Origin of the sequence: Sphaerisporangium sp. B11E5 (genome assembly GCF_039871875.1) — a bacterium.
In the GTDB taxonomy this organism is placed as follows: Bacteria; Actinomycetota; Actinomycetes; order Streptosporangiales; family Streptosporangiaceae; genus Sphaerisporangium.
Genome location: NZ_JBDPMD010000045.1, coordinates 1 through 14,356, shown reverse-complemented (window position 1 = coordinate 14,356; position 14,356 = coordinate 1). Strand labels below are relative to the sequence as shown.

Below are 14,356 nucleotides of genomic sequence, written 5' to 3'. Positions count from 1 at the left end.
TCATCGGAGTGAAGCGGTCAAAGCGAGCAACCCTAGCGAGCCGCCGGAAAGTTGATCAACCGTGGCAGGTGCCGGCCTTCTCCCTGAGCGGCCGGTCAGGGCAGGATCTCGACGTACCCGTCGCTTCCGTGCACGCGGATCCGTTGCCCGTCGGGGATCAGCCGAGTGGCGTCCACCACGCTGACGACGGCCGGCAGGCCGTACTCCCGTGCGATCACCGCGCCGTGTGTCATCAATCCTCCGACTTCTGTCACCAGGCCTTTGATGGCGACGAAGAGGGGGGTCCAGCTCGGGTCGGTGTGGGTCGTGACGAGGATGTCACCCGGTTCGAGATCAGCCTGGGCCATGTCCAGGACGACGCGGGCGCGCCCTTCGATGGTCCCGGCGGAGACCGGTAGGCCGGCCAGGGCGCCGGCCGGCACGTCGTCTCGTCGGTACGCCCCGGCGATGACCTCGCCGTCCGAGGTCAGCACCCGGGGCGGCGTGAGCGCGTGGTACGACAGGAAAGCGTCCTTGCGCTGCTGGATCAGCTCGTCGTCGACCTGGTTCGAGCGCACGACGTCGTGGAACTCCTGGAACGTGAGGTAGAAGACGTCCTCCTTCTCGCGGAGCACGCCGGCCTGCACGAGGCGCTCGGCCTCGGCCAGCAAGGCCTGCTTGTAGACGAAGTAGCGGCTGATGATGCCGTACTTCGGGTACTCCCGGTAGCCGATGAAGGTCCGGACCCGGTCGATCATCCGCTTGGTCTCGTCGGCCTTGTGCTCCCCGTCCGGCAGCGCCCGCAGGCGTTCGAGCACCTCCTGCGCCTTCGTCAGCGCCTTCTGCCGTCCTTGCTCGAAACGCCGCTTGGCGGCGCCCGGCTCGAAGTTCCTGACGTTGTCGAGGATCACCGGCACGAGCGTGGCAGGGCGTTCGCGCCAACGCGGCCTGGTGATGTCGATCTCGCCGACGCAGCGCATGCCGTACCGGTCGAGGTAGGCCTCGATGGCGTCGCGTGCTTCTGTCCCGCCCGGGAGCTTCGGCAGCTCGTCCAGGAAGCCGTCGTCCTCGACGCCCCGCAGGAACGCCACCACCTGCGGATGGGGGCGGATCACGTCCGCGACGTCGAGCAGCGCCAGTCCCATCTCCGAGGTGACGTTGCCGGGGGCGGACAGCGTGAGGGTGTCGGCCGCGTTCTTCTCGCCCAGCCATTCACCCAGCCGGTCGTTGAGCCACCAGGTGGCCTCCATCCCCGCCATGATCGCCTGCATGCTCAATGGGTCACTGAGGACCCGCTTGTGCTCCTGGAAGGCCTCCAGCAGGAAGTCGAACAGCGCCGGTCCGGTCTTCGTCCGGATGTCGCGCCGCAGGGCGGCGAGGGACGCCTGGCTGCGCTCGATCAGCTCGGTGACGATGGCCGGATCGGTCTCGATCGGGGCGGACGCGCCGCCGGCCGGCGGCCCGCCGGGGCCGCCGTCCGGGAGCGCCGGGACGAAACCCTGGCGGCCGAGGACGGTCTCCAGCGCGTCCCTGATCAGCGGATCGGACCTCCCCGCCATCTCCAGGAAGCCGGCACGGCTCGCGGGCGAGGCCAGGTGCCGGGTGACGTCGACGAACAGCCTCCCGCCTGCCTCGTGCATCGGCGCCATGGCCGTGAGCTGCCACATGGAGAGTCCCAGCGGCTTCATGGCGTCGGTCATCATCTGCTGATGACCGACGGAGAGATAGACGTGGTTCTCCTGGTCGCGGGCCGCGGGGACGGGGAACAGTGTGGTGATCGGCCGGCTCTGCACGATCTGGAAGTCATCGCCGGCCAGGCACCATTCGATGTCCTGGGGGCGGCCGAAATGCGCCTCGATCCGCCGCCCGAGCCGCACGAGCCGCACGACCTGCGCGTCGGTCAGCGCCGGCTGCTCCTGCCGCCGCGGGTCGATCGCCACTTCCCGCGTCCCGCCGCCCGGCAGGGCGTGAACGGCGCGCTGTTTGGCGGCGATCACCTTGGCGACGATCTCGCCGTCACGCACCTTGAACACATCCGGGTTCACCAGGCCGGAAACCAACGCCTCGCCGAGGCCGAAGCCGGCGTCCACGGTGGCGACCTTCCGGTCACCCGTGACAGGGTCGGCCGTGAACAGGATGCCGGCCGCATCCGGCAAGACCATCTGCTGCACGACCACGGCCATGTGGACCTTCCGATGGTCGAAGCCGTTACGCGAGCGGTAGGTCACGGCCCGCTCGGTGAACAGCGACGCCCAGCACCGGCTGACGTGCTGAAGGACCGCCGCCGCCCCCACGACGTTCAAGTACGTGTCCTGCTGGCCCGCGAAGGAAGCCGCCGGCATGTCCTCAGCCGTCGCACTGGATCGCACCGCGTAGGCGCCTTGCCCGCCGAGCCGGGCGAGCGCGCCGGTGATCGCCGCCGCCAGATCACCCGGGACGGCGACCCCTTCGATGATCCGCCGGATCTCCGCGCTGAGCGTGCGGATCGCCTCCCGCTCATCCGGGCCCAGGCGCGACAACCGATCGAGCCGATCGTCGACCGAGGCCGCTTCCGCCATGACCCGCCGGAAGGCGGCCGTCGTCACGCAAAACCCCGCCGGCACGCGGACACCTTCGATCCGCGACAGCCCGCCCAGATGCGCCGCCTTGCCGCCGACCACCGCGACCTGCGCCTCGTCGACCTCTCGAAGATCCAACACATACCGCTCGCTCATCGCGCCACCTCCGGCGCAGCCGCGCCCCCCCGCACTGCGACGGCCGATCGACTCACCGGCGCCCCAAGCTGTGCCGAACCTCCTGTCAGGCACCTCCTCATCTCCGGCCGGTTTCCCTCTGCCGAGCCGACCGCCCGCTCCGCCCGGTCGTGCGGCGCGCACCCCCGCACCTCCGCGTCAGCCCTCCGCACCCGCACCGCCGATCCCATCAGCGGTCCGAGGTCGCCACGTCCCCCGTCCATCGACAACACCCCCACGTCGTGCCCCCAACTTCCTCGTCGGTGCCGTGTCCGGCCGCCGATTCTGCGGCAAGACCCCGGTCTTGCCGCAAGCCCCCCCATGCGCTATACGTTGGAAATGGCAAGGAGTGAGATCTCCTTGCCGTCAGGGCAGCCACTCCTGAAGTCCGGCCAGATGCCCGAGTTCCGACTCGATGCGCTGCCTGTCGCTGGAGGTCAGTTCCAGACCACGCAAATCGGCACCCAGGGATCGGTGGGCTCGCCGAGCACCGTGGCCAGATCGATGAGGTGGCACAGAGCGATGGCCCGCTCGACCACCGGCGCGTCCTTGCTATGCCTGCGCACCGCGGACTTGAGCGCGCGGAAAGCCTGCAAATCATCATTCATGCCCCGCTGCCCTGGGGCGTGGTGCTGGTGGTCGCGTTCCTGGCCATCGGGATGATCTTCTGCGGCACGCACCTGTTCGTGCACACCCCGCGCCGCCTGTTCCCCACCACCGTCACCACCGAGCCTGCGGCCGACGGCCAGGACACCACCGACCAGGCGGACCAGCCCACCCCGGCCGGCCGCGAGGACATCGCCCGCATCGTCTACGGCATCGCCCCGGACCTCGGCATGACGGTGGGCCGCGACCGCCTCGCCAAGGCCTGCCAGATCAGCTCCCGGACGGCCGGGCGGATCCGTACCGACGTCGAAGTGGACCGCGAGGAAGAAGCCGCCCGGCAGACAGCCGCACAGACCGCCCAAGCTCTCCCGCCCGCATCGCCGGCGCCGGTCAACGGGCCGGGCCCCTACGCCCACACCACCACCTCCGGAGGGACCCCCTGATGGGCCGCCACAGCACCGACGACACCGACCGCCCCCGCCCCGTCCGCTACGTCGCCGCCGCCCTGGCCATCTCCGCCGTCCTGGCCGGGGGCGTCGGCGCCGCCCTGCACCTGGCCGACGCCCCCACCACGACCGTGTTCACCGCGTGGATCGCCGTCCTTGCCGCCGGCGCCGCCCTCGGCCTGGTGCTCGGCCTGCGGGCCCGCAACCACTGGAGAACCTCATGACCCCTCACCCCCGTCCCTGGACCATGCGCCAGGTCTGGCGCCTCATGCACGGCACCTACACCACGGCCCTGACCACCGTGCTCGCCGTCGAGTTCTGGATCGCGCTACCCGCCCCCTACGGCCGGCCCGCCGCGGTCGCCGTGGTGGCGCTGTACCTGGGCCTGCACGTCCCGGCGCCGGTCCGCGTGCTGCGGCGCCTGGTCTGGCAGCCCTGCGGCCGCGGGGAGCGCCGATGACCGGGCACATCCGCATCATCTCGTTCGGGTACGGCCACCCCGACGCCCCGCCGATGGCCGACCTCACCGTGGACACGCGCCGCCAGCTGCGCAACCCGCACCACGACCCGATCATGCGGGACCTGACCGGCCTGGACGCCGCGGTACGCCGCCACGTCCTTGCCACCCCCGGCGCGACGTGCGTCATCGACATCGCCGCGGCGTACGCACTGAGCATGCGCGCCGCCGGCGGCCAGGTGGTGAGGGTAGCGATCGGCTGCACCGGTGGCCGTCACCGCGCGGTCGCCCTGGCCGAGGCGGTCGCCGCCCGGGTGCGCGCCGGGGGCGTGCCGGCCGAGGTGGTACACCGCGACGTGGCCAAGCCGCTGCTGCCGCTCACCACGCACGGCGCGGGTGGCGAGCAGTGATCGCCCGCCCGGCCCGCTCGCGCTCGGCGTCCTGGTCGGCGATGACGGCCGCTGCTCTGGTCGGCTGGGTGCCTACCTATGGGCCACCCACGCCGGGACCACGCCCCCGGTGCTCCTCTTCGCCAGCGGCCTGATCTGCGAGGTGCTGGTCACCTTGAGCGGCCGCGCCTGGGCACAGCGCACGGCCCGGCGGCTGGGCATCCGTATCACCCGTGCACCCGCCGGCCAAGCCGCTTAGGCGACCTGGTAGACCCACAGGCCCCAGTAATACCTCTGATCGACGGTATCCCACACCGACTGACTGCAGTAGTACGACGAGAACTGAGGGCTCTGGGTCAGGCTGTTGCCGAAATACTGGCAGGCGTCCAAGGTGTAATACACGCCGAACCGCCACCAGCCGGGAGCTGCGACTGTGGTGACGGCGGAGCGATCCGTGGGCGCGGCGGCCTGGGCCGGGGTCCCCAGGCCCATCAGCAGTCCGGTGGCGATGCCGGCAAGTGCAACAGCCGTGCGAAGTCGACGCATCATGTCCCCTCGGTTAAGGCCAACCACCCGCCGAGCATGACCCTAGGAGCAACGCTGGCGCGATGGCGATGATCGCCGCTCGGGACAGCGGCGCTTCCTCAAGGAGCTCGGCCACATCCGCAGTCCTTGTTTCACGCGCTCCCCCGTGCGTCAACTTCACCGGACAGTCCAGGAGGAAACCCCCACGACAGCCGTGAAAACTTCAGCCGGCGTCGACATGAAGGTGGTGTCGCCGACGCTGAGGCACCGGCAGTACTGGTGCACTGCGGACACCTACACCAGTGTGGTACCCGAGCTCGCGGTGGCGGCCACGGCGGCGATGATCCCGCGTGCCGGGAGAGCGTGCCAAGACACCAGGTCCGCATGATCGCCTGCGGGATGGTCCGGCAATGGTCCGGCGGGAGATCGTTAAGGCCGTTTTCCCGGGACCATTGATCAAGGGATATGCAGGTGGGCCGCCAGGGATTCGAACCCTGAACCTACGGATTGAAAGTCGGCCGAGGAACGTCCTTGGACGTCCATCGACGTGCGCGACGCCTGCCCACGGCGTGCTACCTCTACATCATCATCCACTGATGTCCATCCATGTCTGTGGACGCTGGAGGCGTGGCTGTGCTTCGAGGACGAGGCCGGGCAGACCCTGAGGTCCCCCAAGCGCCGCACCTGGGGCCGCAAGGGCCACACCCCGAGCGTGTCGCTGCCGGTCAAGGGCACCGGACGCGTGTCGATCGCCGGCCTGATCGCCCCCCGGCCCGGCACCCCACAGGCGCGGCCGCGGCTGATCTACCGGATGCGGGCCCACCGCGGGCGCACGGGCGAACGCCGAGGGTTCTGTGAGGCCGACTACGCCGCCTTGTTCGACGCCGCCCATCAGCAGCTCGCCGGGCCGATCGTGGTGGTGTGGGACAAGTTGAACACCCACACCTCGGCGGAGATGCGACGGCTGATCGCCGCCCGCCCATGGCTGACGGTGTTCTACCTGCCCGCCCACGCCCCCGAGCTGAACCCGGTCGAGGCCGTATGGGCGCACATGAAGAAGAGCCTGGCCAACCTCGCCATACGCACCGTCGACCAACTGATCGCCCTGGTGAAGAACCGGCTCAAACGGATGCAATACCGCCCCGCCCGCCTCACCGGCTTCCTCGCCAAGACCGGCCTGGACTTCCGACCCCCGTAATCCCAGCCATTAAACCTCTCTAAGCACGGTTATCCTTTAGTCAACGCGTCCATCTTTCTGCGGCAATGGGGCTGATCTCCAGCGAGGACCTTCCCGCTTATCTCGGGCACCGGTGATCGTGGTCAGAAGTTGTGAACGGCTGCCGAAGGATGTTCTCGTGGGGGATATTGCTGCCACTGCTGCTGTCACCTCACCCCTGTTGCCCGATGGCAAGGCCCGACGAAAGAGGGCCGCGGCAGTTCCCTGAGTCAACCTGGTCTCGGTTCACCGGGTGGTTTCTGCCGGTCACTGATTTTGATGCGTGAAGTCACGACGGCTTGAGAGCCGAAGCGGTCCCGGCGGCCAGTCCGTTGCCCTGTGCGCCCGCATGGTCACGAAATACCACAGAACATGAGAACGTCACCCACTATGATCAAATCATGTTCATGGTGGATCGACGCCAGCATGTGCGGACGCAGCTGCTGGAGCGAGCCCAGGAGGACAAGCGGATCGTCGGTGCCGCGATCACCGGCTCCGCCGCACGAGACGCCGAGGACCGCTGGTCCGATGTCGACCTCTTCTTCGGAGTGGCGGACGGCATCGCGGTAGAGGAGGCACTGAGCGACTGGAGCGCCTTCGTGTACCGCGAGCTCGGCGCGATACACCACTTCGACCTTCGCGCCGGCTCTGCGATCTATCGGGCCTTCCTTCTTGGGGAACTGCTCGAGATCGATCTGGGGTTCACCCCTGCTGCTGCGTTCGGTCCGCTCGGCACCGGAGGCTTTCGAGTCGTCTTTGGCGACGCGGTGGCGCGGCGACCCGGATCCGTCGACCCTGGACACCTGATCGGCCTTGCTTGGCACCATGTTCTCCACGCCCGGATTTCTGTCGAGCGTGGAGCTCTGTGGCAGGCGGAATACTGGATCAGCGGCGTCCGCGACCACACTCTGACCCTTGCCTGTCTTCGGCTGGGCCACCCCGTGGCTCACGCCAAGGGCGCCGACCATCTGCCTCCTGACGTCACCGGGCCCGTCCAAGAAGCGCTCGTACGTACCCTCGACGCCGACGAACTCTCCCGCGCCCTTGGAGCAGCGACTAGAGCGCTTCTGCGCGAGCTACGCGCAACCAATTCCGAGATCGCTGAAACCTTGGAGAAGCCGCTGCTCGCCCTGGCCGCCGTCTCATAGGGATCCGCAGCGAGCCCCGGCGAGCAAAGACCGGAACCGCCGCGCCAGTGCCCTGCACGGTCATGGCGCGTCGGCCGCATGGTCCACGACGGAATCCCGCGGCGTCCCACGGAACAGGACGGAACGAGCCTTCCCCTAAGATCATGCACCGACATGGTGAATCCGGTCCCGGAGCTTCCTCAGGGCCGGGTTCTCGCTGTTCAGCGGCCTACTTGAGGAGCCGGCGGGCCATGACCATGCGCTGGATCTGGTTGGTGCCCTCGTAGATTTGGGTGATCTCCGACAGGAAGCCCGGCCACCTGGTCAGATCCTTCGATCAAGCATCTGACCAGGCTGTACGCCTTCCGGCCTCTTCTGTCTCTTGCTGGTGCCTTCCAGCTTCATACGGAACAGACCATGACCCGGAGCACTCGCGACCGCACGCCTTGAGGCCTGGTCGAGATCAACGAGAGTGTTATCCAAGTCGAAAAGGGCAAGTCGTTGTACGGCAGGCCATCCTATGCAAGCCGCCGCGGGTGATCTGCGGATTAAAAGAAGACGATTCGATCAAGCTCTGCGGCTCTGACCACGCGATCCGGCGTCCGTGGCAGGTCAGTGGGCATAAGTAGTCCGGCCTGAACAGCTCTGAACTCCTCTGAACTGCAACCCAAACTGCAACCGGCGGGGTGATCAGGCTTCCACCTCAGCCGCTCCGGGACCTCGGGCTTGGAATTGCGATCATCCCGGTACGGTCGGCCGGTTCGCTCGGTCCAGCGGGCGCGCGGTGCGGCTATGGCCCGGGACGCCGCCTCTTGGCTGTAGCAAGTGGCTGTAGTGCTAGTCGGGGCAAGATCCACTAGGGGTACTTCAGCAGGTGGGCCGCCAGGGATTCGAACCCTGAACCTACGGATTAAAAGTCCGCAGCTCTGCCGTTGAGCTAGCGGCCCGCATAGATGCAGGGTACTGAGCGTACCGTGACTTGCGCGACTGGCTTGCCGTTGCGGGGTGGTGGGGGGTTCAGGGGGTGGCCAGGGTTGGGCCAGGGGGAATCCCTATGTGCTATTGGCGGTGTGGGGGGCAGTCTGGAGGCATGAACGAGATGAAGAGCTACGGGTACCAGTCGGCCAAGGAACTGCGGCGCACTCGCCAGGGGAAGATCATAGCGGGGGTGTGCTCGGGGGCGGGGGAGTTCCTGGGGGTCGACGCCAACATCCTTCGGCTCGGGCTTGCCGTCGCCACCTTCTTCGGGGGGCTCGGCATCGGGATCTACGCGGTCGCTTGGCTGCTGATCCCGGCAGAGGGGAAGAGCACCTCGATCGTCCAGGACCTCATCAACCGGCAGAAGAGTGACTCGAACTCGGTGTGGCACCAGGCTTCGGGGCACTGGCAGCAGGCGGCCACCAAGTGGAAGCAGCCGGGTGAGGGGTCGGTGCAGGACGCGCCGCGACAGGCGCCGACGGATGAGCCGCCGGCCAAGTTCTAGGTCACCTGGGTGCGGACTCTGGTGATTATCTCGGTACGGGACTCGGTCCAGAGCATGGCCAGCAGTGCGGCCGCGGCCAGCCCGGCGGCGCCTGCCAGGGCTACTACGGGCTCTGGGCCGAGGGCTTGGGCCGCGGCGCCGCCGATGAGGATGCCGATGCCTTGGACGCCCAGCAGGCCGGATTGCACCAGGCCGAAGGCTTGGGCCCGTCGGTTGGCGGGGACACACTGGACGAACGCGGCGTTTGCCGCCAATTGGTAGGCGCCCCCGATTCCGGCCAGTACCCAGAGCGCGAGGACGACGGCCACGGGTGGCCGCATCGCGCAGCCGATCAAGGGGGCGCAGCTCAGCATCGCCATCCAGCCCATGGCCCGCAGGCGCCGGGTGGGGGTGACGAAACGGCCGAAGAAGAACGCGCCGAGCACCGTGCCGGTGGGCATGGCGGCCATCAGCAGGCCGGTGAGCAGCGTGACGGTCCGCGGGTCGGTGCTGAAAGTCGCGGCGTACGGGACGGCGATGCCTTCGGGAAGCACGTAGAAGCCGCAGAGCCAGGCGAACAGCACCAGTACGCGCAGGCGGCGGTCGCCGAAGACGAGTCGCGCTCCGGTCTTGGTCATGGCCCACATGGAGATCGGCACGCTGGTGTCGGGTTCAGGCGGCGGTCGGCGGCGGACGCCCAGGGCGATGATCAGCGCGGACGCCAGGAAGGTCGCCGCGTCCAGGGCCAGGCCGTAATGGGCCCCGATGGCCGCGATGACCCCGGCGCCCGCGGCGAAGCCCAGCATCTGGACCGCCTGGTTCGTCATGTTCTGCAGTGCGGAGCCCGCGACGTACCGGTCGCCCTCCAGGATCTCCGGCAGCAGCGCGGCCCGGGCCGCCGTGAACGGGGAACTGAGCAGCACCACCAGGAATACCAGGGCACACAGCGCGTAGAACGGCATGTCGGGCACGGCCATGAGCCCGACCAGGGCGGCACGTGCTAAATCGCACACGATCATGATGCGACGGCGCGCGTACTTGTCGGCCAGAGCGGCCAGGAACGGGCCTCCGACGATCGGCGGGAGGTACGTCAGGGCGTACACACCTGCGGTGGCGAGCGGGGAGCCGGTGCGGTCGTAGACGAGCAGGGCGAGGGCGACCTGGGCGAGCTGGTCGCCGAGCAAGGAAAGGCACTGACCGCCCCACAACGCGCGAAATTCGCCGATGGCGATGACTTCGCCGTACGTCGCTTGGCTTTCTGGCGAGCGGCGGTGCCGCCCGGGCAGCCGGCCTGGCCTTGTGGCCGCCATATGTCTCCGCTGGGCTCGCTGGGCCGTCCTGACAGACCGTGTTCAGTATGTCACCTACGGTGCCCATGGCAGGCGTCGTTGCGCAAGCCCAATCGCAGGATAGGTTCTGCTCACCACCCAGTATGGGAGTGTTCGACCAGGTGAAAGGGTTACCAGCCCAATTCGTGCAAGCGGTCGTCGTCGATTCCGAAATGGTGTGCTATTTCGTGAACTACGGTGATCTGCACCTCCTCCACGACCTCATCCTCGGTACGGCACATCTCGCAGATGGGGTTCCGGTAGATCTCGATCCGGTCCGGGAGCACGCCCGAATACCAGTCGCCACGTTCGGTCAGCGGGATGCCCGTGTAGAGCCCGAGCAGGCCCGGCTCGGGTGGGTCGTCTACGACGACCACGACGACGTTGTCCATCACTTGGGCCAGTTCAGGCGGAACGGTGTCCAGAGCTTCGGCCACGAGCTCCTCGAACCTGCCCCGCGAAACCTCGATCACTCTGCCATCGTGTCACCGCACCGCGCCGGGCGCGCACGCCGTCCTGTGTGGCCCCGTAGCGGACTTGACCGGGAGATGAACTCGAGCTGACTCGTGTCGGCTATGAATTGTGCGGCGTTTTCGGGTAGCAAGGCGTCGATGACTGTCACACGGTGGAGGGACGCGGGCCGGCGATTCGCCGGACGGCGGGCCGTACGGCGTACGGCATCAGTCCTGCTCGTCGGCATCGCGGCCCTGGCCGGCGCGTGGCTGGGACTGGCCGTAGGCGCCCATGTGAGCACGGCCGTCGGGCCCGCCGAGATCGGTATGAGCCTCCAGCCCTCGTGGCGGGGGCAGACGGTTCTGGACGTCCGGCCGCTCGGCACGTTGCGCTTCGACTCCCATCAGGGGCCGTTGCAACTGCAGCTCAGCCTGAACGGCATCCACACGGACATCGCTCAGCGGCTCCTGGAGAGCCCGCGGTGGGCTGAGACGCTGCCCGGCCTCATCGAGGCCGATCTCCAGTCCGGGCTGCGCGATCTGCTCGTCAGAGCGGCCCTCTGGTCGGTCGGTGGGGCGATCGTGGTGGGCCTGGTCGTCTTCCGCACGTGGCGCAGGGCCCTGCTGACGGGGCTGACCAGCCTCTGCGGCCTGGTGCTGGCGGGAGCGCTGGCCGCGATGACCTTCAACCCGGCTTCGATCTCCGAGCCTCGGTACACCGGCCTGCTCACGGGCGTGCCGTCACTCATCGGCAACGCCCAGTCGATCGTCAACCGGTTCTCCGAGTACCAGGCGCAGCTCGCCAAGCTTGTCACGAACGTCTCGCAGCTTTACCACGCCGGCAGCACGCTGCCGGTGTACTCACCCGACCCGAACACGTTGCGCGTGCTGCATGTCTCGGACATCCACCTCAACCCGGTGGCTTGGAGCACAATCCGTTCGCTCATGGAACAGTTCCAGATCGACATGATCATCGACACCGGGGACATCGCGGACCACGGCACCAAGGCGGAGAACAAGTTCGTCGAGGAGATCGGCAAGCTGAAGGTGCCGTACGTCTATGTACGCGGCAATCACGACTCGATGGACACCCAGCGCGCCATCGCCCGCCAGAAGAACGCCGTCGTCCTGGACGGCGCCGTCAAGAACGTGGACGGCCTGCGGATCTACGGTGTCGGCGACCCGCGGTTCACCCCCGACAAAAGCGTGCAAGTGGACTCCGACCCCGCGGCCCTCGAACGCCTCGGCCGCTCCCACGCGTCCCGTCTGGTGCCCCCGTCCGTCCCCAAGAGCACGAAAACGCCCTCGCCGGCCACCAGCAAGGCCAGCGGTACGGAAGCAGCCGCCGCCAAGCTTCCTGTGGGTGTGGTCGCCGTGCACGACCCGACCATCGGACGCGCCTTCGACGGCGCCGTGCCACTCGTCCTCAGCGGCCACGTTCACGAACGGTCGACCGAAATGCTCCCGTCAGGGACCCGGCTGATGATCCAGGGCTCCACAGGCAGCGCGGGCCTGCGCGGCCTGGAACACGACGAACCCACCCCCATCCAGGCCTCCGTCCTGTACTTCGACCGCACCACCCAACGCCTGCAGGCCTGGGACGACGTCACCCTCGGCGGCCTCGGGGAGCAGTGGGTACAAATACAGCGTCACCTGGAGAGCAACCCTGGTCGTACAATTCTTCCGGAGCCGTCTTCCACCCCGACGCCATCGGGAGAGAAGACCACCGCCACCGCCACGCCGGTCAGAGGATGACCACTTTGGCATCAGGGCCCATGGTCCCCTATGCTTCAGAGGTCCCCGACGGACGGCGTCACGGAACCAGGGCGAAAGTCCTGAGCCCCCATCGTCTAGCGGCCTAGGACACCGCCCTTTCAAGGCGGCGGCACGGGTTCGAATCCCGTTGGGGGCACGCGTGAGCTAACCGCTCACCGGAACGACCGGAGGTCACCGATCTCCGCCGAACTGGTAAGCTAAGCGAGCGCAACCGGGGCAAGCCGCCCCGGTTCAGTACAGCAAGGTCCTGTAGAGCAGTTTGGAGTGCTCGCCACCCTGTCAAGGTGGAGGTCGCGGGTTCAAGTCCCGTCAGGACCGCTCTGGTAGGTGCCCGTCACCACCGAGGTCAGGTAGCTCAGTCGGTACGAGCGTCCGCCTGAAAAGCGGAAGGTCGGCGGTTCGACCCCGCCCCTGACCACATCACCTGAACAGCCAAAGCGCCCCGAGCATCAGTGCTACGGGGCGTTTTTGATCTTCAGTGACAGCAACGCTGACAGCAATGGCTCTATGTAAGAACTGAGTCGGCTGTAAGCGGTTCTCACAAGGTCTGCTCTCGCACCAGCCACTCCTGTATGGCAGAACGACGCCAGTAGAGCCGATACAAGAGTCGCTGCGGGGTTGGGAACGGGTTTCGTTTCGGCCCTTGACGGCTCAGCCACCCGCTGATCGTCTTCGGCAGGCAGCTAGTGAGTGCTGAAGCTCCAGCGATATCCACCCAGCAGTCGTCCTCTCCAAGATCCGGCAGGCCCCAGAGCCTGCCGGCAGGTACGTGGGCGCCTGTGTGCAGTGCTGCTGTCAGCTGTCCAAGGTGATCTGAGAGACGTACTGCCTCGTTCGCCATTAAGACTCCATGCAGTTTTAAGACTGCAACGAAGCCTAGAGCTTCGCCGCTCAGGCGACATGTCCGGTTTTGGCCTTAGCTTCGGTTAGCTCTTACGGATGCGCTGAGCACCGTTGAGCGCGCGAAGTGTGTTGGCCATCTGGTCTTCGGGGGTGCGCTGAAGCGCAAGCCGAGCCAGGCGGTAGTTGAGCACAGCGCGCACGATCTGTACGGCGGCCCAAGCTACGGCCGTGACGGCTCCCCCTGATGCCAGGTAACCGAGGACGTGCACCCGAGGATCTCCTGGTGTGGGAAATAAAAACCCCACACCGTGTGGTGCGGGGTATGCGATTGGACCCTCCGCCAGTGGCTTTCTGCCACGGAGTCCACACATGAAAAAAGGCCCGCACATGGTGTGAGGCCTAGCGAAGGCATAGCTCCGCTGCCTGAGATCGTGACACACAAATTTTCTGTGGACAAGTATGTGGATAGCCACGCCCGGACGAGTGCCGGGCGTGGCGTACGCCTCACTGCAGTGCCTCACCAAGTTTGCCGAGCGCGTTTCGTTTGTCATCAAGGGAGGCGTGGGCGTAGATCGTCATGGTGACTTGGATGTCGCTGTGGCCGACGATGTCGCGGACGACCTGGGGCGGTATGAGCGGTCCGGCCGGTCGGCGAACTGCCGCTTGCGGTGCTCTATGAGCGCTCTACGCAGATCGAGGGGAGCGGGAGCGCCCCGGTACGGATCTTGGCAGAGTCTGTACACGCGGTTCCGTCGATGGGCCCTGGATGGCACCTTCACCGCGACGCTGCAGGCCATGCAGGCGGATGTGGACGTGTGGGGGGGACATCGACTGGCTGGTGGCGGTGGATTCCACCATCGTGCGCGCCTGTCAGCTCGGGGTTCGAACCCTGGTTGCGTCCACGGAGGTGGTGTACGAGTTTCGGCTGGTAGTCAGCGTGGCGTCGTGAAACGAGGACGGCCATCGCGTGATCCTTTTCGATGTTCCACGATCGAAGGAGAACCAAGGCGATGGCCGT

The 14,356-nt window shown here is 67.3% G+C and carries 14 protein-coding genes, 4 tRNA genes and 1 pseudogene; 12 read left to right on the top strand and 7 right to left on the bottom strand.

The features are described 5' to 3' along the window. Positions 1 to 95: 95 nt before the first annotated feature. Together rph and ABGB17_RS30430 are read right to left on the bottom strand one after the other, a co-directional pair. A complete protein-coding gene (rph, locus tag ABGB17_RS30435; protein WP_347635691.1) occupies positions 96 to 2,693 on the bottom strand; it encodes a rifamycin-inactivating phosphotransferase in 2,598 nt (865 codons plus the stop codon). 455 nt (positions 2,694 to 3,148) lie between these two features. Next, complete coding sequence (locus tag ABGB17_RS30430; protein ID WP_347635687.1) at positions 3,149 to 3,319, bottom strand: hypothetical protein; 171 nt, start codon at positions 3,317 to 3,319, stop codon at positions 3,149 to 3,151. Between the two features lie 18 nt (positions 3,320 to 3,337). Here ABGB17_RS30430 and ABGB17_RS30425 point away from each other — a divergent pair, with 18 nt between their 5' ends. Genes ABGB17_RS30425 through ABGB17_RS30405 form a run of 5 tightly spaced genes read left to right on the top strand, consistent with a single transcriptional unit; the run spans position 3,338 to position 4,868 of the window. Next, entirely contained in the window at positions 3,338 to 3,760 is a 423-nt protein-coding gene (locus ABGB17_RS30425; protein ID WP_347635684.1) for a hypothetical protein, read from the top strand. Further along, positions 3,760 to 3,987 carry a hypothetical protein gene (locus ABGB17_RS30420; RefSeq protein WP_347635680.1) on the top strand — a complete coding sequence of 76 codons (228 nt, stop codon included), beginning with the start codon at positions 3,760 to 3,762 and terminating at the stop codon, positions 3,985 to 3,987. Before ABGB17_RS30425 ends, ABGB17_RS30420 begins: the two co-directional genes overlap by 1 nt. Beyond that, on the top strand, positions 3,984 to 4,223 hold the full coding sequence (locus tag ABGB17_RS30415) for a hypothetical protein (protein ID WP_347635676.1): 240 nt from the start codon (positions 3,984 to 3,986) through the stop codon (positions 4,221 to 4,223). Before ABGB17_RS30420 ends, ABGB17_RS30415 begins: the two co-directional genes overlap by 4 nt. Further along, positions 4,220 to 4,630, top strand: coding sequence for an RNase adapter RapZ (locus ABGB17_RS30410; protein WP_347635673.1), 411 nt, complete (start codon positions 4,220 to 4,222; stop codon positions 4,628 to 4,630). The genes ABGB17_RS30415 and ABGB17_RS30410 overlap by 4 nt, the downstream gene beginning before the upstream one ends. Next, positions 4,617 to 4,868 carry a hypothetical protein gene (locus ABGB17_RS30405; protein WP_347635670.1) on the top strand — a complete coding sequence of 84 codons (252 nt, stop codon included), beginning with the start codon at positions 4,617 to 4,619 and terminating at the stop codon, positions 4,866 to 4,868. The genes ABGB17_RS30410 and ABGB17_RS30405 overlap by 14 nt, the downstream gene beginning before the upstream one ends. Here ABGB17_RS30405 and ABGB17_RS30400 read toward each other — a convergent pair. Beyond that, entirely contained in the window at positions 4,865 to 5,158 is a 294-nt protein-coding gene (locus ABGB17_RS30400) for a hypothetical protein (protein WP_347635666.1), read from the bottom strand. The two genes, ABGB17_RS30405 and ABGB17_RS30400, sit on opposite strands and share 4 nt — an antisense overlap. 688 nt (positions 5,159 to 5,846) lie before the next feature. Between ABGB17_RS30400 and ABGB17_RS30395 the strand changes: the two genes are divergently transcribed. Together ABGB17_RS30395 and ABGB17_RS30390 are read left to right on the top strand one after the other, a co-directional pair. Further along, a complete protein-coding gene (locus ABGB17_RS30395) occupies positions 5,847 to 6,332 on the top strand; it encodes a transposase (protein WP_347635663.1) in 486 nt (161 codons plus the stop codon). Between the two features lie 419 nt (positions 6,333 to 6,751). Continuing rightward, positions 6,752 to 7,498, top strand: a complete 747-nt coding sequence (locus ABGB17_RS30390; protein WP_347635659.1) for a hypothetical protein — start codon at positions 6,752 to 6,754, stop codon at positions 7,496 to 7,498. A 208-nt stretch (positions 7,499 to 7,706) separates the two neighbouring features. Here the strand turns inward: ABGB17_RS30390 and ABGB17_RS30385 are convergent. Together ABGB17_RS30385 and ABGB17_RS30380 are read right to left on the bottom strand one after the other, a co-directional pair. Then, positions 7,707 to 7,781: pseudogene (locus tag ABGB17_RS30385) on the bottom strand (acyl-CoA dehydrogenase family protein); the annotation flags it as partial. A 571-nt stretch (positions 7,782 to 8,352) separates the two neighbouring features. Further along, positions 8,353 to 8,424 (bottom strand) — tRNA-Lys (locus tag ABGB17_RS30380). 143 nt (positions 8,425 to 8,567) lie between these two features. Here ABGB17_RS30380 and ABGB17_RS30375 point away from each other — a divergent pair. Next, a complete protein-coding gene (locus ABGB17_RS30375) occupies positions 8,568 to 8,960 on the top strand; it encodes a PspC domain-containing protein (protein ID WP_347635656.1) in 393 nt (130 codons plus the stop codon). Here ABGB17_RS30375 and ABGB17_RS30370 read toward each other — a convergent pair. Next, a complete protein-coding gene (locus tag ABGB17_RS30370) occupies positions 8,957 to 10,249 on the bottom strand; it encodes an MFS transporter (RefSeq protein WP_347635652.1) in 1,293 nt (430 codons plus the stop codon). The two genes, ABGB17_RS30375 and ABGB17_RS30370, sit on opposite strands and share 4 nt — an antisense overlap. A 149-nt stretch (positions 10,250 to 10,398) precedes the next feature. Next, positions 10,399 to 10,740: a metallopeptidase family protein gene (locus tag ABGB17_RS30365; protein ID WP_347635649.1), complete on the bottom strand. Its 342-nt coding sequence runs from the start codon at positions 10,738 to 10,740 to the stop codon at positions 10,399 to 10,401. A 138-nt stretch (positions 10,741 to 10,878) separates the two neighbouring features. On the opposite strand from ABGB17_RS30365, the gene ABGB17_RS30360 reads away from it, so the two are divergent. The 4 genes from ABGB17_RS30360 (at position 10,879) to ABGB17_RS30345 (ending at position 12,913) form a co-directional block, all read left to right on the top strand. Beyond that, positions 10,879 to 12,474, top strand: coding sequence for a metallophosphoesterase (locus ABGB17_RS30360; protein WP_347635647.1), 1,596 nt, complete (start codon positions 10,879 to 10,881; stop codon positions 12,472 to 12,474). A gap of 84 nt (positions 12,475 to 12,558) precedes the next feature. Continuing rightward, positions 12,559 to 12,631: transfer RNA gene (locus ABGB17_RS30355), tRNA-Glu, on the top strand. Positions 12,632 to 12,738: 107 nt separating this feature from the next. Then, positions 12,739 to 12,813, top strand: a tRNA-Asp gene (locus ABGB17_RS30350). A 26-nt stretch (positions 12,814 to 12,839) separates the two neighbouring features. After that, a tRNA-Phe gene (locus tag ABGB17_RS30345) sits at positions 12,840 to 12,913 on the top strand. Positions 12,914 to 14,356: the final 1,443 nt, after the last annotated feature.